Here is a 21,660-nt window from a genome sequence, read left to right as displayed (position 1 = left end):
CCTAGCATTGCTCATATGTCCCCAACTCCTTCTGCCCATACTGGTGTACCCGTCCCTGCTTCCGAGGCGAACGAATCGATCCGGCGATTTGTACGCGCCCGGCGCGGCCTTGCGTGGTCGGCTCAGGACATGGCGGAGTATGCGGTGCTGCTGGAGATATGGACCTTGGCGGTGCGCTCGGAGGTAACAGAGGTCGTCGAGGCGGCGTAGAGCCCACAACGGTCAAGGGCAATGGTCCACTTCGGCCTCACGCCTGGACGACGTCAACCTCACCCCTCCGCCGGCGGGCGGCTCACGGTACGGCGCCGGCTCCTACCTTGGTTCCGCGCCGTTCCCTCCCCCATCCCCTCCCCTGGCCTTCCCCTGCCCCTGTTGCGGGTGAAATAGCGGCTCTCAGGACCGCGTTAGTGGTGCGTTAACCGTTCGCCAACGTGCGCGATCAAGCTCTACGTGTGTCGCGCACCGAAGCGGGTCGAGGCCTGACCCAAGGCTGTCGATCGACGCCAACGGCCGCACCCGCTCCATCACCAACGCAGCAACGCCGCTTCTCCGCAGGGATGTTGAGTGGCAGTCTTAACACAAGGGGGATTCATGTCCGGGAACCAGCACACCGAGGCCGATGTCGACGCCAACGGCACCACCAAGGCCGCCACTTCCGCCGGCTCGACGTTCCGTCGTCGTGGGCGTCTGATCGCCGCTGCTTCGCTGGCAGCCGTCGCCTCGCTCGCCTTGACCGCCTGTGGCGGCAACGGCCAGGACAACGCGCAAGGGAGCACCAAGGTCTCGACGAGCCCTCAGCCGGAGGAATCGTCGGCTGGCGGGGCGTCCAACGGCAGCACTGGCGGCATGCCGTCCAAGGACGGTGCGGCAGAGGGTCAGCAGAAGCCCCAAGCCGGAAAGACCGGCGGGAACAGCGAAGGGGCGGGCGGCAGCGGCACGGGTGGTTCCGAATCGGGCTCCGGTTCGGCGGGCGGCTCCGCATCGGCGCCCAAGGGCAAGGGAGTGAACGCCACCGTGAGCGGCGTCCTCAAGTACATGGCGCCCGGCAAGCTGACCGTGGCTCCGGCCTCCGGTACGGAGCAGGCCTTCTTCGTCGGGTCGCAGACCAAGACTCTGGGTGCCGCCACCATCTGCGCGTCGAACGGCAATGTCACCATGGACAGCAAGGGCAACGGCACCTCCCCGTGCACCGAGAAGCAGCTGGAGAAGGCGGCCAAGCTGGGGTCCGTCGAGGTCCAGGTCACCATCAAGGGCGGCATTGCGACGAAGGTCGTCGAGCACTACCGCTCCTGAGCACGGAGAGGCGGGGAGTGAGCCCCGAGCGGCCCTCCCCTCCCGAGTCTGGCGATGAGCAGACCCACGGATGAGCGTCCCCCCTGCCCTGAGCAGCGCCGTTGTATCCAGTCGACGACGCTGGTCAGGGCACTGTCCCACCGCCTGCGTCACGGTCCGGACGGGACACGGTGCGCCGCGCATGGCCCCAGCCCCGGCACCCCACCGTCACGTCCGATTCCCGCCAGCCGAAGCGCCTCCGCTCCCGCAGACTCAAGGAGTGAAAGCAGCGGACACGAACGAGGACGCGCCATGGATTCCCCCGAGACGACCACTGTCACCCCCGAGACCACCACTGTCACCACCCGCTACACGACCTATGACAGCCCCCTCGGTGAGCTGCTGCTCGTCGGAGAGGACTCGGCCACCGCCCCCGGCGGCACCGCCCTCGTCTCCCTCACCATGCCGCAGCAGCAGGGCAGCACCGTACGGCCGCACTGGCGTCACGACCCTGGCTCCTTCGCCGAGGCCGTCCGCCAGCTCCACGCCTACTTCGCCGGCGGGCTCACCCGCTTCGAGCTGGAGTTCCGGACAACCGGTACGGCATTCCAGGAGCGTGTCTGGCGAGCCCTGGAAGCGATTCCATACGGCACGACGACCTCCTACGGCCGGCTCGCCGATGCCGCCGGAGTGCCGCGGAGCGACGTACGGGCTCTGGCGGCAGCCGTCGGCGCGAATCCTCTCCTGATCCTGCGCCCATGCCATCGAGTGATCGGCGCGGAGGGAACGATGCGTGGCTATGCGGCAGGCGTCGAAGCCAAGGTTGCGCTGCTCACGCACGAGGGCGCCCTCCAGCCCACTCTGATCTGACCCGGCCACGCCCGGTCCCCCTCCCGATGACCTCGCCCCTGATTTCCCCCGCCGAGGTGGCCGCCTACGACGGTCTCCCCTCCCCCGCCCCGCACACCGAGGCGGAACTCGCCACCCTCCTCCGCCTGTTGACCGCGCCCCACCTACGTATCGCCACGGTGGTCGTCGGGCACAGCCGGGACGCCGCGTCGCGTGCGTCCGCGGCGGCTTTCACCGACGCCTGGTGCGGGATCGGGCGACAGCCGGTCCTCGCCGTGGTCGACTGGCCGGAATCCGCGGCGTCCTGGCTGCGGGCGGCTCGCCGCTTCACCGCCGGGGAACCGGATGCCTGGGTGGTGGCCGCCGCGCCCCTCGGCTGGGCCCAGATGAGCCGCCGACTGCGTCACAGCACCGACTGGGACCCCGCCCGCACCTTCGGCTTCGCGGCACTCGGCGACTCCCGCGTCCCCGCCCTGGCAGGCCCAGCGACGCTGCAGGGCATGCGCGGTGTCACGACGGACGGCGGCACCTGGACCATCGACCGCGGCTGGGTCGCCGAGCGGCTACCGGCCCGTACGACGCCGCTTCACCCCCGTGGCACGCTGTAAGCAGCCAGCCAGCAATGAGGCAGGAGCAGATGAGTACGCCACTTCCCGGATTCGAGGACTTCGGGGGCTACGGGGGCTACGAAGCCTTCGGGGAGCCGACGAGCGCCGATGGATCTGGCCGACCGGGTGACGGTGAAGGGCCTCAAGGTCCTGGGGGGCCTGGAGGGCCCGGAAGCCCTGGAGCTTCGGCCGGGTCCGGCGGAGCGGGAGAATCCGACGGTTCCGGGGGCCGCCGCTCCCCCGCCGGACCCGGCCGAAGCCATGCCCGTACCAACATCCGGCGGGAGATCGCCCCCGGCGCCGTCCACGTCCCCGGCTGGCTGACCGTGGCCCAGCAGCGCGAGCTGGTCACCGCGTGCCGTGGCTGGGCACGCGGCCCGGCCCCGATCCGGCACACCAAGCTTCCGCGCGGCGGAGTGATGTCCGTCCAGACGGTGTGCATCGGCTGGCACTGGCAGCCGTACGCCTACACCCGCACCGCCGACGATGTGAATGGCGCCCGGGTCCCCGAATTCCCTGACTGGATGGTGGAGTTGGGCCGTCGGGCGCTGGTCGAGGCGTACGAGGACACCGCTGCGGGTGACGGCTACACACCGGACACGGCACTGATCAACTTCTACGACGACCAGGCAAAACTCGGGATGCACCAGGACAAGGAAGAGCGCTCCGGCGCGCCGGTCGTCTCCCTCAGCATCGGTGACACCTGCGTCTTCCGGTTCGGCAACACCGAGACGCGGACCAAGCCGTACACCGATATCGAGCTGGCCTCCGGTGACCTCTTCGTCTTCGGCGGCCCGTCCCGCTTCGCCTACCACGGCGTGCCCAAGGTCCGACCGGGCACCGGCGACCCGGCGACCGGTCTGGCCGGCGGCCGCCTCAACATCACGATGCGGGTGACCGGACTCGACGGCTGACCGTGGCGGCGCGAGGCACACTGGACTCATGTGCCGCAGCATCAAGACACTCCGCCCGCCCGCCGCCCCCGAGGTCACCGATGAGGACATCCGGGCCGCGGCCCTCCAGTACGTCCGCAAGGTCTCCGGGTTCCGTGCCCCGGCCGCACACAACCGCGAGGTCTTCGACCAGGCCGTGGACGCCGTGGCAGCCGCGACCCAGGACCTTCTGGACGGCCTGCAGATCCGCGGGTCGGCCGCCCGTCGCCATACCCCCTCCTGACCGCGCGGGCGGCCAGGAGCAGAGCCCATGGCCGCGGCCACCCTGCTCACGCCCACCCATCGAGCAGCGCCTGACCGTTAGGTGATCGCTGGGAAACTGTCTGTGTGCGGAGTACGTATTAATGGTCGGGCGGCGCGTGCACACCCCCGAACGCAAGAGAAGTCACAGCAACGCCCCGCCTCAATTGCCTCCCCGGAGCACCTCTCCCCCTCTTACCCCTCCCCTACCGGTCGCCGGCCGGCCCCCGCCAGTCCGCGTGCCGGATACGGGAGATCTCCCGTACGTCGCCGAGCGTGCCCCACTCGTCCTTTCCGAGCCGTGACATCGGCTTCATCCTGGAGATCTCGGGGTGCCCGTCGACCAGCACGTCCTGCGACACCGCGGCATGCAGCACGCGCCCGAACACCACGGTGGCGTCCCCGATTCCCAGCGTGGTGTGCACCTCGCACTCCAACGCCACCGGGGAGGCTGCCACCCGCGGCGGCTTGACCCGCAGACTCGGCTCGGAACCGACCCCGGCCGCCTCGAACTCACTCACCCCGTGCGGGAAATCCGTCCCCGTGTCATTGATCTGCTCGAAGAGCCCCTCCGGCGCGAGGTTCACCACGAACTGTCCGGTCGCCTCGACATTGCGCAAGGTGTCCTTGCGCCCAACGGAGGTGAACTGCACAACGGGCGGCGCGACACTGGCAATCGTAAAGAAGGAGTGCGGCGCGAGATTGTGCGTCCCGTCCGCCGACGTGGTCGACACCCAGGCGATGGGCCGCGGAACGACCACCGCGGTCAGCAGCCTGTAGAACTCGTTGCGGGACATTGCGGCGGGGTCAAAGTCAGTGCGCATGGTGATCAGTATCCAGGTGCGCGGCCGCAGACCGTACAGCGGTTACTGGGAGGGCGGCCCCGCATGTGCGGCTGCTCCCCTCCCGTGCCCGGGACCGCGCCGACGTGGCGGAGGTGGCAGAGCACCGCCTCGGAGCGTTCCTCGCGAAGTCGCCCACCCCGGACGTCGTGGACGGCTCGCACTTCGCGCAGGTCGCGGAGAGACTGGCCGGCTGGAGGGCCGGGCGGGCCATGACGTCGTGGTGCGGCCCAACAACACCGCGGAGTTCGTCCCGTACGCACGTGAGCACGCCGACTACGGGCTCGGCCCCGCCACCTGCCGGAAAGCACCACGCGGCTTATGGCGGTGGCCCAACGGCCCGCAGCGACGACCGCGTTCTCGGAGAAGGCCAAGGCAGCTGCCTGGAGACACATCCCGTCGTGGTTCCTCGTCGCGAAGCAGGACAGGACCATCAACCCCGACCAGGAACGCTTCGAGGCCAGGCGTGCGGGTTCACACGCCGTGGAGATCGACTCCTCCCACGTAGCCATGATCTCCCACCCCGAAGCGGTCACCGACCTCGTCCTCCAAGCCGCCACTGCGGCCGATTCCGCCCCGCCCTCGCTGCCCACCACGGGGTCTGCCCATGGTGCCCGGGCCGAGACCGCACTCACCGGCATCGCGGGCCTCCGTGACGGCTGCCTCGATCTCCTCGGGGGTGCGTGTCGTGATGTAGGCGTCCGTGAGGCGTTCGGCAACGGCCTGGATGGCTTCTTTCACGCGTCCATCCATCGCCATGGTGTTCTCCCTGACCTGGGACATTGTCTGACTCGGCCGTCACCGGAATGCTCCCGCACGACCATCGAGTTGATCGTTGCACCGGGCGGGTGGCACGTTGCCGGAATCCGGCCATCACAGGCCGGAGCGTCAGGCCATAGCTGCTCCGGACACGGCGCGGGCCCACCCCGAGCCATACCTGAGGCAGAGACCGTTCACTGTGCTCAGAGGTGCCGGCGCCCCCCTCCACGCGGGCCGGGAGCGGGCCGACCCGAGCTGCGACCGAGCAGGGTCCAGTCGAGTCACCGGCGAAGCGATGCGGCAGACCACCCCTTGTCACAGGGCAGGTCACCGGCAAACGATGCGGGGAACCTGTCCCGGTCGAGGAACAGGAAGCCGTCCTTGGGTGGCAGGATCGGCGGCCCGGGCACGTCGGTAGGGAAACCGCCGGTGAGCGTATTCACCGAGTCGCCCGCGTCTGGCACAAAGGCCGCGATGTAGACCAGGGCAGCCACCTTCGAGTCGGTGCCCGCTTCGGTGATGACCGCACCGCCACAAGAGTGGCCGACCAGCACAACCGGGCCATCCTGCTCGTTGATGATCAACCGCGTGGCGGCGGCATCGTCCTGCAGCGACAGGGTGGGGTTCTGCACCACGGCTACCCGGTAGCCGTCGTGTGTGAGCAAGTCGTAGACCGCTTGCCAGCCGGACCCGTCCACGAAACCACCGTGCACCAGAACAATTGAGGGCTTGTCAGCCATGGGCAGGTCCCTTTCGGCGAAGCCAGGGGACTCTGACCCTAAGCAGAGCTCAGCCCGGCAACCATTGCACGCTGGACCCAGAGGACTGGACGAATGACCCGACTGGTTTCAGGAAGCCGCTCTGGTCGGCCACGGCCGGCAAGGGGTGCCCCACTGGCCGCTGCGCGGACCGGCCCACCACGCCGGTGGCGGCAACGGCGAGGGCGGAGCGCTCGGGCCGGCCGCAGCGGCCAAGGGAATGACTCTTAGCTCGATCGCGTTCAGTGATGACCCAAGCACTTAGCGCCACCCACATGCCCAGGAGTGCATGGTCCCGCGTGCACCGCGCACTGCCTCGCCGCAGTCTGGAGAGGCATGACCTATCGGTGCGCGACGAAAGGTGCCTCATGAGGTTCGCAGTCATCGGCGGAACCGGTCTGATCGGGTCGCAGGTCGTCAAGAAGCTGAACGCCGCCGGACACGAGGCCGCGCCGCACTCGCCGTCCACAGGGGTCGACGTGCTCACAGGCCAAGGCGTGGAGGAGGCGGTGGCCGGAGCCGACTGTGTCGTCAATCTGACGAACTCCCCGACCTTCGACGACGCCTCTCCCGCCTTCTTCCGGACCTCGATGGACAACCTCCTGGCCGCCGGCCACAAGGGCGGGGTGGGGCACTTCGTCATTCTCTCGATCGTGGGCGCGGACCAGGTGCCCGACCTCGCCTACTACCGCGCCAAGGTCCTGCAGGAAGACCTCCTCAAGGCCGGCCCGGTCCCCTATTCGATCGTGCGCGCCACCCAGTTCATGGAGTTCATCGACGCCTTCATGTCCTGGACCACCGAAGGCGACACCGTTCGCCTGCCCACCACCCCACTCCAGCCGATCGCCGCCCAGGACGTCTCCGACACCGTCACCGAAGTCGCCGCCGGTACCCCTCTGAACGCAACCCTCAACGTCGGCGGGCCCGACGTGCATCCCCTCGACGAACTCGGCCGGATCACCCTGAACGCCCGGCCCGACGGCCGCACGGTCGTCACCGACGACACCGCCGGCATGTTCGCCGCCGTCGACGGCGATGTGCTCACCACCAGGGACGACGCACGGATCGCCCCCACCCATTACACCGACTGGCTCGCCTGACCCGGCCCTCCCACGCTGGAGACCTCGCTATGTCGAACAACGAAAGGCCGGCAGGCAGCACCGGAAGTCAGCCGCGCTCGGAAGCATGGAAGACGGCGCTCACCGTGCTGCAGTCGGCGAAACCGCCGCTCATTCCGGAGGGAGCGGAGGCGATGACGGTTCTCATCGAGTTCCCTCCCGGCGATCCCGGCACCCCTCCGCACCGGCACTCGGGACCTGCCTTCGGCTACATGCTGGAGGGCGAGATGCGCTTCGAGCTGGAAGGTGAGCCGGAGCGGGTGATCAAGGCCGGGGAGACGTTCTGGGAGCCGGGCGGCGATGTCATCCACTACCAGGACGGAAACAACCGGACGGACTCCCGGAGCCGCTTCCTCGTCACCATGATGTGCGCGCCGGGTCAGCCCATGCTCACTCTGGTCGACGACGAGGAGCTGGCCCGGCGCCGGCACCTACGAGCCCCGCGCCCCGGCACCTGACCCGCCCCTGGCGGCCGGGACTGACCGCGATGAGCTGTGGGGCGTCGCCCCTGACCTGCGCACCGGTGCCCGGGTGCCCCGGGGGTGAGCATGTGACCTTCCGCTCCTGCAGGCGAAATGCCAGCGCGTGCGTGTCCTCCAACGTGTGTGGCGCCGTCTGCGGCAAAGACCATTGAACGCCTCTCGCTCCCGTACGTGCGCCCCTGGGGCACAGCAGATCGGGACCGCAACCGGGTGAGGAAGGGTCACGGCGTTGAGCCCAGGTATGGCGTCACAACAACTCCCGAGCCGCACGGCCCACTTCATGCCCCGGAAGTGCCCCGGTCGTTGCCGTGCGCCACGTCGTTGGCACCAAAACCTCCCCTTTCCCGTACAACCCTTCAGGTTCACCAGAGGTCATCTCCGAGTCCACACGTATGTCCTGGAGAGGAACTCATGTCCCGGCCCCATCACAAGCGCTCCCGGCGTCCCGTCGTCCTGGGCGCCACCGCCGTCGCGGCCGCACTGGCCGGTGGCCTGCTCATCACGCTGCCCGGCGGCGCGAGTGCCGCCGCGTCGGGCCTCGCCGACGACTTCAACGGTGACGGCTACCGCGATCTGGCGACAGGCGCCCCGGGTGCTGTCGCGGGCGGGAAGGCGAAGGCGGGCGCCGTGGTCGTCAACTACGGCTCGTCGAGCGGTATCAGCGCCGCGCGCCACAAGACCACGTCGCAGAGTTCCTCCGGCGTGCCAGGCGACTCGGAGACCTCCGACCGCTTCGGCACCGAACTCGCGCATGGCGACCTCAACAACGACGGCTACGGCGATCTCGTCGTGGGCACACCGCTGGAGGACGTCAGCGGCGACGTCGACGGCGGTTCGGTCACCATCCTGTGGGGCGGCTCGTCCGGCCTGTCAGGCGGCACGACGATCAGCGACCCGAACGTGTCGGGCCACGACCGGTTCGGCCAGTCCCTCGCCGTCGGCGACTTCACCGGTGACGGGAAGGCCGATCTGGCCGTCGGTTCCACCGGCAAGGACGTGTGGATCTTCAAGGGCGGCTTCACCAAGTCCGGCGGCGCGGCCGGGAAGCTGCGCTTCGACGCGCAGATCGAGTCCGGCGCGTACCCCAAGGGCGCCGTCCAGATGACCGCCGGGGACTTCGACAACGACAGGACGGACGACGTGGTAGTGGGGTCCTCCGCGGGCAACTTCGTCTACCGGGGCGCCTCGACCGGGCCCACGCTGCAGACCGAGGTGGGAGCGGGGTACGCGGGCGCGCTCACCGTGGCCGACTTCGACCGCGACGGGCACGACGACCTGGTCGTCGGCACCGACTTCGTCTCCGTCACGGACCAGACGGCGAAGGGTGGCTACGCCACCGTGTTCTACGGCGGTGCGGCGGGCGTCGACACCACTCACAGCGCCGTCTTCAGCCAGGACACCGCGGGTGTGCCGGGAACGGGCGAGTCCGACGACTCGTTCGGTGGCACACTCGCCGCGGGCGACGTCAACGGTGACGGCTACCCGGACCTCGCCGTCGGCGCGAGCTTCAAGACCATCGGCTCCGCGACCCACGCCGGCAACGTCTGGGTGCTGCGCGGCAGCGCCTCCGGCCTGACGGGGACCGGCGCCCAGTCCTTCAACCAGGGCACCTCGGGTGTCCCGGGCGCCAACGAGTCGTCGGACATGTTCGGCGACGCCATCCACCTCGCCGACCACAACAAGGACGGTCGCGCCGATCTGTCGGTGGGCGCGGGCGGCGAGAACAGCGACGACGGCGCCGTGTGGGTGCTGCGCGGCTCCACCGGAGGCATCACGGGCACCGGCGCGGTGAGCTTCGGTGCGTCGTCCGTCGGCATCGGGAACTTGGGGGATGACCCCATGTTCGGGGACGCCATGTCGGGCTCCTGAGCACGTAGACGGAGCGCCGGAAGGGGCGGCACCGGAGGATTCCGGCGCCGCCCCTTCCGTTGTGCTGACTTATGGTCGGCGACGTCGCCTATCGCGCACCAAGTCGTAAGGGCTGTCCCGTATCGGGAACGGGGCGCGGGCGCTTCACCCGATCAACCGGGCCACGTCCTCTCCCTACCATGTGCCTGTCTCCTTGACTTGGTACAGCTCGGGCACGGAGACCTTGATCGGCTCTTGGGTGGTCCGTGCGATCACGACGACCACGGGCTCGTTCGGGTCGGGGTTCTCCTCGCGATGCGGGACGAACGGGGGGACAAGCAGGAAGTCGCCAGGATCGGCGGAGATCCGTACCTCCTGTATGCCGTCGTGGAAGACGAACACGGGGTGACCGCTGACCACGTAGATCCCCGCTTCGGACTCGCCATGATGGTGGTCGTCCGTTGCACTCAACGGCGCATTCTCCACCAGGCCCATCCAGAGCTTCTTCGAGCCGACTGTGCCGCCACTGATGGCGGCATGGCCATCCAACTCACCGGCTCGAACGTGGTGGATGCGGCTACCCAGCTGCCCGTTGCCGTCTGCGCTCAGTGCGGATATGACGCCTTCATGGGTGGTCATCGGGTGGCCTCCTGATTGTTGTCGACGGCCTTTGGCCGAGCATCAGGCTGCGACCAGCGCGCACGGGACTACAACTCTTGTTGCTGTAATGGCAACGCGCGCCTCCGGAACCATGACGTCCCGCCCGGGCAATCACCAGTCACAGGCGAGATGATCTCGATGTGGCTGGTGTGATCACGGCGTCGGAGCCGTCCTGGACAACCCGGTTCACCAGGCTGAGCCCGCCCTGCTTTCGGCGAGTGGGTGACTGCGTTGCACTGCTCGCGCTGCACCCGCGGCAGCGGTTTCGCAAGGACACCGTGTTCGTCGCGGACGGCACCCTGGTTCGCGGCCCGGAACCGTGGTTGCCGACCAGATCACTCCGTTACGGGCAGGCACTCGGCGAGCAGGTCGACGATGTCGCGCCAGGCGCGCTGCGCGTGCCGTGGGTGATAGCCGACACCGGGGCGCACGGTGTGGTCGACCGGCGGGTGGTGGAAGGCGTGCAAGGCTCCGCCGTAGACCGTGAGGCGCCAGTCGACGCCCGCGGCCTGCATCTCGGCGGTGAACGCCTCCCGTTGCGCGGGCGGCATGATCGGGTCTTCCGACCCGACCCCGGCCCACACTGGGCAGCGGATGCGCGCCGCCTCGCCCGGTCGGCCCGTGGTCAGTGCGTTGACTGTCCCGATCGCGCGCAGGCTGACGCCGTCGCGCCCGAGTTCCAGCCCGATGGCGCCCCCGGTGCCGTAGCCGACGGCGGCGATCCGGTCGGGGTCGGTCCGCGGTTCGGCGCGCAACACGTCGAGCGCCGCGTGGCCGATGCCCCGCATCCGGTCGGGGTCGGCGAGCAGCGGCATGCAACGGGCCAGCATCTCCTCGGGGTCGTCCAAATAGCGCCCGCCGTGGAGGTCGAAGGCCAGCGCTACGTATCCCAGCTCGGCGAGCGCATCGGCACGGCGGCGCTCGACGTCGCTGAGACCTATGCCCTCTGGTCCGAGCAGCACCGCGGGCCGGCGGTCGACGCCGGCCGGGAGCGCGAGGTGTCCGATCATCGTTAGGCCGTCGGCCTGGTACTCGACCGTGTGCGTGGTAACCGTCGTCATGCGACTGGACTGTAGTGACGATCGGGCCCGGTCGGGCTGGCGTTCACCGCTGGCAGAACAGCGCGAGTGTGCCTCTGGAGTGCGGCGATGACTCACACGATCCATCACAGACCCCTGCTCCCGCACCAGCTCGCGTCCAGCGTGGTGTGGCGGTGCCAGTGCTGCCGACCGGCGGCTACTGACCCTCGCGGCAGGCTTCTGGCGTGCCCCGGCCCCACCCCAACATGCCTTGCTTGTAGCGGAGTTGGGAGTTGGGAGCCGGCGCGGCCGACACAATTGGCAACAACCCGGCGCGATCAACCACAACGACGGCGGCCGGGGGGTGTACTTCACGGACCCGGCGGAAAGCACTGTGGCGTGCTGTCCAGGTCGCGCCCGACCCGGCTTGGCGATCTTCAGGGCGTCCACCGGGGCCTGGCCGAACTGTGCGAAGAGCTGCTCGCTCTTGTGGTCTTCGAGCCCGACGATGTTGTGCGTTCGCCCCGGGCAAGGGCCCGGAATACCCAGCGTCTAGGGTGAGATTGTGCAGCATTTCGAGGTCGTGACAGCCGTCGCCGCACCCCCGGACCAGGTGTTCGCGGTATGCCTGGACGTGGAGTCGCATACCCGCTCGATGGCCGGTTCTTCGGAGCGAGCGGTTGACGGCAAGACGCGGGGCGAGCTGGCGCTCGGTGACACGGTGACCTTCCAGGCTCGCCATCTCGGCGTGACCTGGCGGCTCAAGGCCCGCATCACCTCCTACGACCGGCCCCGATGTTTCGTGGACGAGCAGGAGTTCGGACCCTTCAAGCGGTGGCGTCACGCCCACCATTTCGAGCCGGACGGCATCGGCGGCACCCTCATGCGAGACGTCATCGACTTCGCCTCACCGCTGGGGCCTGTCGGACGCACCATCGACACACTCCTCCTACGCCGGTACATGCCCCACCTCATCAGAACCCGCAACGCCTACCTGGCCAGCACTTTCGACTGAGTAGCCCGGCCGGACGCCCGTATTGCCTGGCGCCTTCGCCGGCTTCTTCTTCCAGGGCGGCCATGTGGGCCGGTTTGTGCAAGGTAATTGACGTGCCTGCCCGCCGCGGGCTGTTGCTCATTGACCGGGAAGCGGCCGAAGTTCTCATCGTGACCCACTCCGCGTTCAGGCTTCGGGTGCGGGGCTGGGGCGTGATGGCTGTGGTCGGCCGCAACGGCGGGCAGCGCGACGGTAGCGGCGAGCGCCGCGGCACCGGCGACGGCTACCGCGACACGCGAGAAGTAACGGGACACAGCCCCCTCCGCAGAGGGCGAAGCGACGTCCGCGTGCCCTTGGAACGTCGCTGGATCGGCTCCGGAGGTGGGGCACATCTGGCGTCGGCTAACGGGACCGCCCCACCCGCCGACCGCTCGAATCCGCACTGAGCCAGCTGTGCGCCGCGGAGTCGGCACCCACCGCCCGTCGGCGTCGTGAGAGAGCCACTGGGCGCAAACGCGGGCCGGTTCTTTGGGCTCGCAGACCGAGGAGGGCAAGTGGGGGCCGCGGTTGGCTAAGGGCGTGGGCGGCTTCGGTCACCCCACGGTCCGGCCGGGCCGGGCGCTGCTCCGTGGTGCCCCTGTGCGCCCCGTCCAGCCGGGCCGCTCCGGAACGAAACCTGTGAGGCGTATGTGGACGTGGACGAGATCATCGGTGGCTGGAGTCTGGTGCGCTGCTCGGCCGAGCGAGCCGGGAAGGAGGCCCGGCCGCTGGGCGACCGGCCCGGCGGGATGCTGCTGTACACCCGTGACGGCTGGATGAGCGCCCTCCTGACCAGCGATCCGGCCATCGCCGGTGGGGCCACGGCGCGGACCGAAGCCACCGGCGAGGCGGGGGTGTCCGGCGGGACCGTGGCGTACGCCGGGCGCTGGGAGCAGATGCCGGACGGTTCGGTGCGGCACCACGTCATCGCGAGCCATTACGGGCCCTGGGTGGGAGCCACCCTGGAGCGGGCTGTCCACAGCGAGCCGGACGAGCTGCTGCTGACGGCCACCACGGATGAAGGAGCCCGTCAGCACCTGCGGTGGCGCAGGATGCGGGACTGAGTCCGCAGCCGCCGGGGCCCTTCTCCCTTGCCGCCGCCGGGTCCGGCAGCACCAGGCTTCCCGTTCTTTCCCTTTCCTTTTCTTCCCCTTTCCTTCTTCCTCCCTGGAGGTGGTGCGCCATGCGCACAGCAAATCTCGGCAACCGTCTGGTACTCGTTCACGACGACGGGGTGGTCGACGTGGAGAAGGCCAGTGACGGCCACTTCCCGTCCGACCCGCAGGCCGTCTTCGAGCACTGGGCGGAGTTCACCGCCTGGGCACGAACGCCCGCCGCGCAGGAAGCCGAGCGGATGCCGCTGGAGGAGCGACGGCTCGGTGCCCCCGTGCCGCGTCCGCGTCAGGTGTTCGCGGTCGCGCTGAACTACGCCGACCACATCGAGGAGTCCGCTCTCGACACCCCGGCCCGCCCAGCCGTCTTCACCAAGTACCCCGCCTCGCTGGCCGGTCCGTACGACACGGTGGAACTGCCCAGCGCGATGGTGGACTGGGAGGTCGAGCTGGTCGCGGTCATCGGCGCCCGCGCCCACCGGGTGCGCGCGGCGGACGCATGGAAACACGTCGCCGGCCTCACCCTGGGGCAGGACCTCTCGGAGCGTCGTATCCAACTCCAGGGTCCGGCGCCGCAGTTCGCACTGGGCAAGTCGTTCCCCGGGTTCAGTCCGACCGGTCCGGTCATGGTCACGCCCGACGAGTTCGCCGACCCCGATGACCTGTCCCTGGGCTGCGCTGTCGACGGCGAGACGATGCAGGAGTCGCGTACCGGCCGGATGGTCTTCCCGGTCGCGGAGCAGATCGCGTGGCTCTCCGCCGTCTGCCCGTTGCTGCCCGGCGACCTGGTCTTCACCGGCACCCCGGCCGGTGTCGGGGGCGCCCGCACTCCGCGTCGGTTCCTGACTCCCGGCGAGGAACTGCACAGCTGGATCGAGGGCATCGGCGCGCTCCGCAACCGGCTGGTCGCGGGCCCCGGTTACCCCGACGGTCCCGGCGCCTGACCTCCGACCGCCCTGCCCCCTGCTTTCAAGGAGCCGTCATGCCCTTGCACCGTCTCGCCCGGATCACGATGGGCGTGCCCGACGTCGATGCCACGCACGACTATTACGCCGACTTCGGCCTCACCGCCCTGGGCCGCGGGCGCTTCGCCTCGGCCGACGGCGGTGAGCAGCTGAAGATCGTGCACGCCGCCCGACGTCGGCTGGACGAACTGGTCGTCGCCGTCGATGACGCCGACGACCTCGGGCGGATCGGCGCCGCCCTGGACCGCCTGGCGGTGCCCCGCGTTCTCGACGGGCACTGCTTGCGCGCGGTCGACCCGGGCACCGAGGTGACCGTCACCGTCGAAATCCAACCTCGCCTCGTACAGCCAGCCGCCGCACCGGTGGCCTACAACGGGCCCGGCCGTACCGAGCGGCCCGACGGCCGGGCACCGGCGGTCCTGCGCGAGGGCGCCGTCCGGCCGCGCCGCCTGGGGCACGTGGTGCTCGGGTCGACCGACCAGGCGGCCTCGCAGCGGTTCTTCACCGAGGGCCTGGGATTCAAGGTCAGCGACTTGGTTCCGGGCGCCGCCTTCCTGCGGTGCTCCACTGACCACCACAACGTCCTGGTGCAGCAGGCCCCGATCTCCTTCCTCCACCACTCCTCCTGGCAGGTCGACGACGTCGACGAGGTCGGGCGCGGCGCGGCCCGCATGCTGGAGGGCCACCCCGAACGCCATGTCTGGGGCCTGGGCCGCCACCACGTGGGCTCGAACTTCTTCTGGTACCTCAAGGACCCGGCGGGCAACTTCTCCGAGTACTTCGCCGACATGGACTGCATCGTCGACGACCAGCTGTGGACGCCCCGGGTGTGGGAGGACGCCCGCTCGCTCTACAACTGGGGCCCGCCGGTCCCGCCCTCCTTCCTTGAGCCCGAGGACCTCGCCGCGCTGATGACCGGCGCCCATGACGCGAGCTGACGACCGTACGGCAGGAGGACACCATGAACGAGAACCACACGGACACCGGAGCGGGCGGCGCGACGGTGACAGCACCAGGATGCGTCCAGGCCTCAGCCGACGACGTCGGCGATGGCACGTACGACGTGCTGGTCATCGGCGCCGGACCGGTCGGGCTCACCACCGCGATACAGCTCGGGTCCCGGGGACGGCGAGTGGGCCTCGTCGAACGCTGGCCACATCCCTACCCGCTGCCGCGGGCGGTGGTCTTCGACCACGAGGTCGCCCGCATCCTGGCCTCGCTGGGCCTGGCGGACGCCCTGCCCATGTTCAGCGAGCCGGCCGCGGACTACGAATGGCGCAACAGTGACGGCGAGACCCTGCTGCGGCTGGCGTTCGAGGACACCGGCCACTCCGGCTGGCCGGCGATGAACATCTTCACCCAGCCGCAGTTGGAAGGGGCCATGGAGGCGCAGGCCCGTCGCACCCCGGGGGTCGAGGTGCTGCGCGGCTGGGAGGCCACGGACCTCGCCGAGGACGCGTCCGGGGTCTCGCTGACCGTCGCCGAGAGCGCCGGGGACGAACCGGTGCTGCGCAGCGGCGTGCGCAAACACCGCACGCTTCGTGCGCGCTACGTCGTCGGCTGCGACGGCGCCAACAGCTTCGTCCGCTCCCGGATGACGACGACGATGACCGACCGCGGCTTCCAGCACGACTGGCTGGTCCTGGACGTCCTCCCGCACGAGGCGGACCGTGTCTTCACCCCGCGCAACCTCCAGGTCTGCGACCCGCTGCGGCCCACCACGGCGGTCTCCGGCGGGCCGGGCCGGCGCCGCTGGGAGTTCATGCTGCTGCCCGGCGAGTCATCCGCCGAGTTCGGCAGCGCGGAGAACGCCTGGCGTCTGCTGGCCGCCTGGGACCTGCACCCGGGCAACGCCACCCTGGAGCGGCACACCGTCTACACCTTCCGCGCCCGCTGGGCCGAGAACTGGCGCGAAGGCCGCCTGTTCCTGGCCGGTGACGCCGCCCACCAGATGCCGCCGTTCGCCGGCCAGGGCATGTGCTCGGGCATCCGCGACGCCGCCAACCTCACCTGGAAACTGGACCTCGTGCTCCGCGGCGAGGCCGGCGAGACCCTGCTGGACACCTACACCACGGAACGCTCCCAGCACCTGCGGCACGCCATCGAACTCTCCGTCTTCCTGGGCGGCGTCATCTGCGAACCCGACCCCACCGCCGCCGCTCTCCGCGACGCGCGGATGCTCGCCGACCGGAAGGCCGGCCGTGACCCGCTGGCGGACATGCCCCCGCAGATCCTCACCGGAGGTCTGCTGCAGCAGGCAGCGGACGGGACCCCGATGGCCCCGGCGGGACAGCTCGGCTGCCAGGGCCGGGTGCGCTTCCGCGGCCGCACCGGGCTCTTCGATCAATCCGTCGGCACCGGTTTCGCCCTGCTCGGCGCCGAGGACCCGCGCGCTGTGCTCGACGGCGAGACCCTCGGCTGGTGCGAGCGGCTCGGCATCCGTCTCCTGCGGGTCACCAGCGACCCCGCGGCGAACGGGCCGGCCGATGTCGTCGACCTCGACGGCACCTACTCCTCCCACCTGGAACGGTGCGGTCAAGGGGCCCTGCTGCTGCGTCCGGACCACTACATCTTCGGCGGTGCGTCCCGCACGGAGGTGCCCGGCCTGGTGGCAGCGCTGCGGCAGGAGCTCGCCGCACCCGCCGCCGTACCGCCCGCCCGGTGAGGCAGCGCCCTCTCTCCCATCCCCACGGGGAGGGAGGGCCGCTGCCCACGGCCGCAGCGGCCCGGCGACAGGGGTGGGCCTGCGATGAGGCCAGGACGCGGCGTGGCTACAGCCCCGGCACCATGGACCGAAGGGAGGCGCTGATGACACGGCAGTGGATACGACAGCTCAAACCGGACCAGGACCGCCCTCACCACGAGCCCGCGCTGTCCCCGGCAGCCATGAGCGCCATGGCTGCCGTCCTCAGCCCCGACCCCGTCCGGTGGGCGGTTCAGACCGCCGACGCCATGGCCGCGGAAATCCTGGAACAGGTTCCCGAGCACGGCGGCGGTCCGGCGCCGCTGGCCACCCTGCGGCGCTCGACCGAGTCGACGGTCCTGGCGGCCCTGCGACTGCTGCTCACCGAGACCACCGGCGAGGGCGCAACACTGCCCGACGAAGCCCTGGAGGGCTGCCGCGAGTTCGCACGCCGGGGCGTCGCACTCGACCGGGTCCTGCGCGGGGTGCGGCTCGGCCACGCCAGGCTCACCCAGGAACTCACCTCGGCCGTCGAGCAGTACGTCCCGGCCGACGAACGCCTCACAGAGCTGCGCCGGATCACCGAGGAACTCTTCGCCCACGCCGACACCCATGCCAGCCTGATCGCTGAGTCCTACATCGCCGAACGCGACCGCTGGCGCGGCAGCGACGAAGCCGCCCGCCGCAAGACGATCGACGACCTGCTGGCCGCCCGCCCGGTGAATCCGGAAGCCGCGACCCGGCGGCTGCGCTATGACGTCGCCCGTACGCACCTGGCCGCCGTGCTGTGGTGCGACAGCGCCGAGGACCCGCTGCCCGCAGCGGAGCGGCTCCAGCACACGGCGGCCGCGCTGGCCCGCATATCCGGCTCCGGCAACACCCTCATGATCCCCGCCGGCGCGGACATCGCCTGGCTGTGGCTGCACGCTCCCGACGACCTCGCCGGTCTCCCCGACTGCGTACGCGCCGGAGTCGACCACGCTCCCGGAGTGCGCCTCGCCCTCGGACCGCCCGCGCACGGCACGGCAGGGATGCGCCGCAGTCACTACGGAGCACGTGAGGCGGAACGCGTCGCCCGGCTCGCCCCCGGCGACTGGCTGACCGACTACCACGAGGTACGCCTGGTCGCACTGGCCACCGCCGACCCCGAGCACGCCCGCTGGTTCGTGCACGACCTCCTCGGCCCCCTGGCCTCCGACGGCACCCGGGTACAAGAGCTGCGCGAGACCCTGCGGGTCTACCTGGCGGAAGAACGCAGCCTGCGGGCCGCGGCCAGCGCCCTGCACGTGGCCCGCAACACCGTCACCTACCGGGTCAGACGCGCCGAGGAACTCCTGCCTTCAGCCACCACCGCAGGCAGCACACTGGAACTGCGCCTGGCCCTGGAGATCGCCCGCACCCTGCTCGGCTGACGACACCACCGGCTCGGGGCGCCCCGGCCCTGGTCGAAACGTACTGGCGCCGGGGCGACGGCAGGAGCGCTCGTGTTCGGGCAGGGTGCCGATGCCGGGCAGGAGCAGGGTGGTGGGCACCGCGTGGGTCACCGCGCCGCAAACGGCCTCGATCCACTCCCGGTCCGTCTGGGCGCCGACGCCGTAGGTGGTGCTGAAGCCGGACACCGCCCGCACCCCCGAACCGGCGCTGAGTACCGGGCCACCGCCAGATGCTCGGAGGCGCCCCGCTCGGGCGCCGCCGACGCGGCCAGCGAGGCAAGGCACTCCACCACCTCTTCTATCGTCGCCTCGGCCTCCGTCTCCTGCCGGCTCACCACCGCTTCCAGTGCGGCCAGGGCAAGCGTGCGCGGGTCGTGGAGGTCACGAGGGAAGCGCCGTCGTCGACCTGCTCAGGGGAACGTCTTGGCGCCGAGCGGGTGCCGCCGGTCGAAGCCCGGGAGGATGAGGAAGGTCGCGCTGGCGGTGGTGGTGGTGAATCGCAGCAGTGCGTCGGAGTCATCCATGTGGGCAAGGGTGTTGGTGAACGTGCGGATGTCGTTCTGGAAGCTGATGAAGAGCAGGCCGGGGGTGGGCGCGTCGGTGCTGTAGGAGCGGCGGAGCATGAGACCAACGCCGACCACGTTGGGGTTGGCCCGGCGGACGTGGGCGTCGGCCGGGACGAGGTAGCGCCCGTCCGGTGTTTTGGCGCCGAGGTTCGGGTCCCATGCTGCGGTCCCGCCGGAGAGGGGCACACCGGTGGCTCTGCGCCGGCCGAAGACCGCCTCCTGGTCCGCGACGGAGAGCGCGGCGAACCGTGGCAGGTCGAGTTCCATGCGACGCACTACGGCGATCGTGCCGCCGACGACGGGAGCCGGCCCGGCCAGCCACAGATGACGTTGGTGTTCGGCCGTCGTGTGCGGGCCCACGATGCCGTCGATGAAACCGAGCAGGTTTCGTGGCACGGAGATGCCTTTGTCCACGGGCATGTTCGGGCCGCGACGTCCGGACTGCCGCCAGCGTTCACGTATCCGGTGACCGGCCTGCTCCAGAAGCGCGGTGGCGACGACTGGTAACAGCAAGGGGTCGCCGGCGCAGATCTGTAGCAACAGGTCCCCGCCGCGGGCCTGCGGGGCGATCTTCTCGCGGGAGAACCGGGGGAGGTCTGCCGCGCCGGGCAGAGCGGGATCGGCCATGCGCACCAGCCGTGGGCCCACCCCGATCGTCACGGTGAGATCGCCCGGCGGCAGGCCCAGCAGTCGCGGATCGGTTCCGGTGGTGAGCGTGTGAACGGCCTGGCCGAGTTCGCCAAGCAGCGGGCCGACGGCCACGCCGTCGCCGAGGTCGGCCACCACCGCCAGGAGGTTCGGCTGGGCCGGTTGCGGGAGCGTGATGCCTGCCTGATGGCGGCCGGTCGGCCGCACCCGTGTGTGTGACGCGGGGGAAGAACGCCGGCTTGGCTGAGGTCCAGGCGATTCGCACCCAGCGGTGAGCCCGGTGGTGGCCATGGCCCCGGTGGCACCGATGAACGCGCGGCGTGAAGGAGAGGAGTCGGCTCGGCTCACGGCGTGCAGAATGCCATATCCGTTCCGGCGGAGGGCGAGTTCGCCGAATGCCATATCCGTTCTGGGGAAGGCGAGTTGGTCGGCCTTCGTGCAGCACGGCTTCATGCCAGGATGACGCCATGCCTCGTCTCCGTCTTCGCGTGATGGTCGCGTTACTGAGCACACTGACATGCGTACTGGCGAGCTGCGGGCCCGGCGACGACGGGTCGAACCACGGCCGGCGACCACCCGGCGCACACGTGACGATCAGAGTGCCGGCTGACGCCCCCACGATCTCGGATGCGGTATCTCTCGCTCACCCCGGCGATCTGGTGTTGGTCGCGCCGGGCGGGTACCACGAGTCGGTGAAGGTCTCCACGCCTCGGGTCACTCTTCGTGGTGAGTCCCGGGACAAGGTCGTCATCGACGGACGGCTGCAGCAACCGAACGGCATCGTCGTCACCGCGCCCGGGGTGGCCGTGGAGAACCTGACCGTGAAGAACAACACGCAGAACGGGGTGCTGGTGACCGGTTCGGCGAAAGCGGTCGCCGGGCTACCGGGGCGTTCCGGGGGCTACGACACCGGCGATGAGCCTGTCACCTTCCTGAAGTCGTTCCTGGTCTCCCATGTGACGGCGACCCGCAACGGTCTGTACGGCATCTACGCGTTCTCCGCGCAGAACGGTGTCATCGAGCACTCGTACGCGTCGGGCGGGGCCGACTCGGGGATCTACGTCGGACAGTGCAAGCCCTGTCGCATCGTGGTGCGGGACAACATCGCCGAACTCAACGCGATCGGTTACGAAGGCACCAACGCCAGCGAGGACATGTACGTGGTCGGCAACCGCCTGGTCGGCAACCGGGTCGGCCTGACCACCGACTCCGACCACCAGGAGAAGCTGCTCCCGCAGCGGGGCGCTCTCATCGCCGGCAATCTGATCGCTGCCAACCAGCAGAGGGCCACCCCGGAGCAGGCCGACGGCGGGTGGGGCACCGGCATCGGGATCGACGGTGGCAGCGACAACGAATTCCTCCGCAACCGCATCGCCGACAACGGCAACGCCGGGCTGGTGATCACCGCAACCGCCGACATGCCTCCGGTCGGCAACCAGATCGTGGACAACACGTTCACCCGCAACGGCATCGATGTCGGCTGGACGTTCCCCACCGCCACACGGGGGCGGGGCAACTGCCTGCGAGGCAACGCTCTGCGCACCACAGTGCCCGCCCGGCTCGCGACAACCGAGTCCTGTCCGCTGCGGGCCAGGTCGCCCTCGCCGGCCGGTAAGTGGGCGATGCCGACGGCGCCAGGCGGCATCCCGTTCACCGAGGTCGCAGCGCCGGGTCCACAGCCGCAGTTCCCCCACGCCGTCACTACGGGCGCCACCACTGTCCCGGCCGTTCCGACCCTGCCGAAGACGGCAGGCATCCCACTGCCGTCAGCGTCCCTGCTCGCCGCGCACGCTCGGGTGCGGACGTCCTGAC

The 21,660-nt window shown here is 70.1% G+C and carries 21 protein-coding genes and 1 pseudogene; 15 read left to right on the top strand and 7 right to left on the bottom strand.

The features are described from left to right. Nucleotides 1-591: 591 nt before the first annotated feature. The 5 genes from ACWC9R_RS07250 (at nucleotide 592) to ACWC9R_RS07230 (ending at nucleotide 3,905) form a co-directional block, all read left to right on the top strand. A complete protein-coding gene (locus ACWC9R_RS07250) occupies nucleotides 592-1,293 on the top strand; it encodes a hypothetical protein (RefSeq protein WP_450729384.1) in 702 nt (233 codons plus the stop codon). Between the two features lie 291 nt (nucleotides 1,294-1,584). After that, the gene (locus ACWC9R_RS07245) at nucleotides 1,585-2,142 is read left to right on the top strand and encodes a methylated-DNA--[protein]-cysteine S-methyltransferase (RefSeq protein ID WP_450729383.1); all 558 of its coding nucleotides are present in this window, start codon (nucleotides 1,585-1,587) and stop codon (nucleotides 2,140-2,142) included. Between the two features lie 26 nt (nucleotides 2,143-2,168). After that, a complete protein-coding gene (locus ACWC9R_RS07240) occupies nucleotides 2,169-2,729 on the top strand; it encodes a hypothetical protein (RefSeq protein ID WP_450729382.1) in 561 nt (186 codons plus the stop codon). Between the two features lie 275 nt (nucleotides 2,730-3,004). Beyond that, nucleotides 3,005-3,643 carry an alpha-ketoglutarate-dependent dioxygenase AlkB family protein gene (locus tag ACWC9R_RS07235; RefSeq protein ID WP_450729480.1) on the top strand — a complete coding sequence of 213 codons (639 nt, stop codon included), beginning with the start codon at nucleotides 3,005-3,007 and terminating at the stop codon, nucleotides 3,641-3,643. 28 nt (nucleotides 3,644-3,671) lie between these two features. Further along, a complete protein-coding gene (locus ACWC9R_RS07230; protein WP_450729381.1) occupies nucleotides 3,672-3,905 on the top strand; it encodes a DUF2277 domain-containing protein in 234 nt (77 codons plus the stop codon). A 223-nt stretch (nucleotides 3,906-4,128) separates the two neighbouring features. Here ACWC9R_RS07230 and ACWC9R_RS07225 read toward each other — a convergent pair whose 3' ends face one another. The 3 genes from ACWC9R_RS07225 to ACWC9R_RS07215 form a co-directional block, all read right to left on the bottom strand. Further along, a complete protein-coding gene (locus ACWC9R_RS07225) occupies nucleotides 4,129-4,746 on the bottom strand; it encodes a flavin reductase family protein (protein WP_450729380.1) in 618 nt (205 codons plus the stop codon). A gap of 492 nt (nucleotides 4,747-5,238) precedes the next feature. Continuing rightward, nucleotides 5,239-5,505 carry a three-helix bundle dimerization domain-containing protein gene (locus ACWC9R_RS07220; protein ID WP_450729379.1) on the bottom strand — a complete coding sequence of 89 codons (267 nt, stop codon included), beginning with the start codon at nucleotides 5,503-5,505 and terminating at the stop codon, nucleotides 5,239-5,241. A 299-nt stretch (nucleotides 5,506-5,804) separates the two neighbouring features. Then, nucleotides 5,805-6,263: an alpha/beta fold hydrolase gene (locus ACWC9R_RS07215; RefSeq protein ID WP_450729378.1), complete on the bottom strand. Its 459-nt coding sequence runs from the start codon at nucleotides 6,261-6,263 to the stop codon at nucleotides 5,805-5,807. Between the two features lie 386 nt (nucleotides 6,264-6,649). Here ACWC9R_RS07215 and ACWC9R_RS07210 point away from each other — a divergent pair, with 386 nt between their 5' ends. From ACWC9R_RS07210 to ACWC9R_RS07200, 3 genes are all read left to right on the top strand, one after another. After that, nucleotides 6,650-7,381: an SDR family oxidoreductase gene (locus tag ACWC9R_RS07210; protein WP_450729377.1), complete on the top strand. Its 732-nt coding sequence runs from the start codon at nucleotides 6,650-6,652 to the stop codon at nucleotides 7,379-7,381. 29 nt (nucleotides 7,382-7,410) lie between these two features. After that, nucleotides 7,411-7,857, top strand: a complete 447-nt coding sequence (locus tag ACWC9R_RS07205; RefSeq protein ID WP_450729376.1) for a cupin domain-containing protein — start codon at nucleotides 7,411-7,413, stop codon at nucleotides 7,855-7,857. A gap of 435 nt (nucleotides 7,858-8,292) precedes the next feature. Next, nucleotides 8,293-9,750 carry an FG-GAP-like repeat-containing protein gene (locus tag ACWC9R_RS07200; protein WP_450729375.1) on the top strand — a complete coding sequence of 486 codons (1,458 nt, stop codon included), beginning with the start codon at nucleotides 8,293-8,295 and terminating at the stop codon, nucleotides 9,748-9,750. A gap of 174 nt (nucleotides 9,751-9,924) precedes the next feature. Here ACWC9R_RS07200 and ACWC9R_RS07195 read toward each other — a convergent pair whose 3' ends face one another. Next, nucleotides 9,925-10,368 (bottom strand): cupin domain-containing protein, encoded by a 444-nt coding sequence (locus ACWC9R_RS07195; protein ID WP_450729374.1) that lies wholly within the window; start codon nucleotides 10,366-10,368, stop codon nucleotides 9,925-9,927. 356 nt (nucleotides 10,369-10,724) lie between these two features. Next, nucleotides 10,725-11,450 (bottom strand): dienelactone hydrolase family protein, encoded by a 726-nt coding sequence (locus tag ACWC9R_RS07190; RefSeq protein ID WP_450729373.1) that lies wholly within the window; start codon nucleotides 11,448-11,450, stop codon nucleotides 10,725-10,727. 523 nt (nucleotides 11,451-11,973) lie between these two features. Here ACWC9R_RS07190 and ACWC9R_RS07185 point away from each other — a divergent pair. The 6 genes from ACWC9R_RS07185 to ACWC9R_RS07160 all read left to right on the top strand — a co-directional run bounded on the left by ACWC9R_RS07185 (nucleotide 11,974) and on the right by ACWC9R_RS07160 (nucleotide 18,613). Then, nucleotides 11,974-12,423, top strand: a complete 450-nt coding sequence (locus tag ACWC9R_RS07185) for an SRPBCC family protein (protein WP_450729372.1) — start codon at nucleotides 11,974-11,976, stop codon at nucleotides 12,421-12,423. A gap of 674 nt (nucleotides 12,424-13,097) precedes the next feature. Continuing rightward, nucleotides 13,098-13,505 carry a lipocalin-like domain-containing protein gene (locus tag ACWC9R_RS07180; protein ID WP_450729371.1) on the top strand — a complete coding sequence of 136 codons (408 nt, stop codon included), beginning with the start codon at nucleotides 13,098-13,100 and terminating at the stop codon, nucleotides 13,503-13,505. Nucleotides 13,506-13,624: 119 nt separating this feature from the next. Continuing rightward, nucleotides 13,625-14,497: a fumarylacetoacetate hydrolase family protein gene (locus tag ACWC9R_RS07175; protein WP_450729370.1), complete on the top strand. Its 873-nt coding sequence runs from the start codon at nucleotides 13,625-13,627 to the stop codon at nucleotides 14,495-14,497. A gap of 38 nt (nucleotides 14,498-14,535) precedes the next feature. Next, on the top strand, nucleotides 14,536-15,456 hold the full coding sequence (locus ACWC9R_RS07170) for a VOC family protein (protein ID WP_450729369.1): 921 nt from the start codon (nucleotides 14,536-14,538) through the stop codon (nucleotides 15,454-15,456). A 23-nt stretch (nucleotides 15,457-15,479) separates the two neighbouring features. Next, a complete protein-coding gene (mhpA, locus tag ACWC9R_RS07165) occupies nucleotides 15,480-17,183 on the top strand; it encodes a bifunctional 3-(3-hydroxy-phenyl)propionate/3-hydroxycinnamic acid hydroxylase MhpA (RefSeq protein WP_450729368.1) in 1,704 nt (567 codons plus the stop codon). A 143-nt stretch (nucleotides 17,184-17,326) separates the two neighbouring features. After that, nucleotides 17,327-18,613 (top strand): PucR family transcriptional regulator, encoded by a 1,287-nt coding sequence (locus tag ACWC9R_RS07160; protein WP_450729367.1) that lies wholly within the window; start codon nucleotides 17,327-17,329, stop codon nucleotides 18,611-18,613. 81 nt (nucleotides 18,614-18,694) lie between these two features. Here the strand turns inward: ACWC9R_RS07160 and ACWC9R_RS07155 are convergent. Next, nucleotides 18,695-18,883, bottom strand: a pseudogene (locus ACWC9R_RS07155) (4-hydroxy-2-oxovalerate aldolase); the annotation flags it as partial. 161 nt (nucleotides 18,884-19,044) lie between these two features. After that, nucleotides 19,045-20,196: a Dyp-type peroxidase gene (locus ACWC9R_RS07150; RefSeq protein ID WP_450729366.1), complete on the bottom strand. Its 1,152-nt coding sequence runs from the start codon at nucleotides 20,194-20,196 to the stop codon at nucleotides 19,045-19,047. A gap of 251 nt (nucleotides 20,197-20,447) precedes the next feature. Between ACWC9R_RS07150 and ACWC9R_RS07145 the strand changes: the two genes are divergently transcribed. Next, complete coding sequence (locus ACWC9R_RS07145; protein ID WP_450729479.1) at nucleotides 20,448-21,659, top strand: right-handed parallel beta-helix repeat-containing protein; 1,212 nt, start codon at nucleotides 20,448-20,450, stop codon at nucleotides 21,657-21,659. Nucleotide 21,660: the final 1 nt, after the last annotated feature.

The organism is Streptomyces sp. NPDC001219, from assembly GCF_053597915.1.
Note: the sequence above shows the minus strand (reverse complement) of the source record. Positions and strands in the feature narration are given on the sequence as shown.

Excerpts from the sequence above, each read along its gene's own strand:
- ACWC9R_RS07230 (WP_450729381.1), top strand. The coding sequence starts at position 3,672 with ATGTGCCGCAGCATCAAGACACTCCGCCCGCCCGCCGCCCCCGAGGTC.
- ACWC9R_RS07175 (WP_450729370.1), top strand. The coding sequence starts at position 13,625 with ATGCGCACAGCAAATCTCGGCAACCGTCTGGTACTCGTTCACGACGAC.
- ACWC9R_RS07195 (WP_450729374.1), bottom strand. The coding sequence starts at position 10,368 with ATGACCACCCATGAAGGCGTCATATCCGCACTGAGCGCAGACGGCAAC.
- ACWC9R_RS07160 (WP_450729367.1), top strand. The coding sequence starts at position 17,327 with ATGACACGGCAGTGGATACGACAGCTCAAACCGGACCAGGACCGCCCT.
- ACWC9R_RS07205 (WP_450729376.1), top strand. The coding sequence starts at position 7,411 with ATGTCGAACAACGAAAGGCCGGCAGGCAGCACCGGAAGTCAGCCGCGC.
- ACWC9R_RS07200 (WP_450729375.1), top strand. The coding sequence starts at position 8,293 with ATGTCCCGGCCCCATCACAAGCGCTCCCGGCGTCCCGTCGTCCTGGGC.
- ACWC9R_RS07240 (WP_450729382.1), top strand. The coding sequence starts at position 2,169 with ATGACCTCGCCCCTGATTTCCCCCGCCGAGGTGGCCGCCTACGACGGT.
- ACWC9R_RS07245 (WP_450729383.1), top strand. The coding sequence starts at position 1,585 with ATGGATTCCCCCGAGACGACCACTGTCACCCCCGAGACCACCACTGTC.
- ACWC9R_RS07190 (WP_450729373.1), bottom strand. The coding sequence starts at position 11,450 with ATGACGACGGTTACCACGCACACGGTCGAGTACCAGGCCGACGGCCTA.
- mhpA (WP_450729368.1), top strand. The coding sequence starts at position 15,480 with ATGAACGAGAACCACACGGACACCGGAGCGGGCGGCGCGACGGTGACA.
- ACWC9R_RS07170 (WP_450729369.1), top strand. The coding sequence starts at position 14,536 with ATGCCCTTGCACCGTCTCGCCCGGATCACGATGGGCGTGCCCGACGTC.
- ACWC9R_RS07215 (WP_450729378.1), bottom strand. The coding sequence starts at position 6,263 with ATGGCTGACAAGCCCTCAATTGTTCTGGTGCACGGTGGTTTCGTGGAC.
- ACWC9R_RS07225 (WP_450729380.1), bottom strand. The coding sequence starts at position 4,746 with ATGCGCACTGACTTTGACCCCGCCGCAATGTCCCGCAACGAGTTCTAC.
- ACWC9R_RS07250 (WP_450729384.1), top strand. The coding sequence starts at position 592 with ATGTCCGGGAACCAGCACACCGAGGCCGATGTCGACGCCAACGGCACC.
- ACWC9R_RS07210 (WP_450729377.1), top strand. The coding sequence starts at position 6,650 with ATGAGGTTCGCAGTCATCGGCGGAACCGGTCTGATCGGGTCGCAGGTC.